This is a genomic window from Myxococcus vastator (assembly GCF_010894475.1).
Classification (GTDB): Bacteria; Myxococcota; Myxococcia; order Myxococcales; family Myxococcaceae; genus Myxococcus; species Myxococcus vastator.
Window position 1 is genome coordinate 1 of the sequence record NZ_JAAIYB010000932.1, and the last position, 681, is coordinate 681.

Below are 681 nucleotides of genomic sequence, written 5' to 3' on the forward strand. Positions count from 1 at the left end.
GTACTCCAGCGTGCCGTCCGGCAGCCACCGCGCCACGTCTCCGGTGCGGTACAGGCGCGCCCCCGGAGTGCCGCTGAAGGCGTCCGGGATGAAGCGCTCCGCCGTCAACTGGGGCCGCTGCCAGTACCCACGGCCCACCTGCACGCCGCCAATGTGCAGCTCGCCGGGAATGCCCACCGGCGCCGGCTGCCCGTGCGTGTCCAGCACGTACAGCACCGTGTTGGCTACGGGCCGGCCAATGGGCACCCGGTGGAAGTCCTCGCCACGCGGGCAGGGCCAGTACGTGACGTCCACCGCTGCTTCTGTCGGGCCGTAGAGGTTGTGTACCCGCACCGGGGCGGGCAGCCGCGCGTAGGCCTTCTTCACCAGCTCCGCGCTCAGCGCCTCACCGCTGCACACCACCCGCCGCAGACTTCCCAGTCCCTCCAGCCCTGGCTCCTCCACGAAGGCGCGCAGCATTGACGGCACGAAGTGCACCGTCGTCACCCCCTCCGCCTTCATCACCTTCACCAGGTACGCCGGCTCCTGGTGCCCGCCCGGCCGCGCGACTACTAGCTTCGCCCCCGCCAGCAACGGCCAGAAGAACTCCCACACCGACACGTCGAAGCTGAAGGGCGTCTTCTGCAGCACCACATCCGCGCCGGTAAGCCCGTACTCCTCCTGCATCCACTTCAGCCGGTT

The 681-nt window shown here is 69.8% G+C and carries 1 protein-coding gene; it reads right to left on the reverse strand.

Annotated features, from left to right (window positions below; all coding sequences use genetic code 11):
* A partial coding sequence (locus G4D87_RS38410) for an AMP-binding protein (protein ID WP_163787670.1) occupies nucleotides 1-681 on the reverse strand: 681 nt, incomplete at both ends.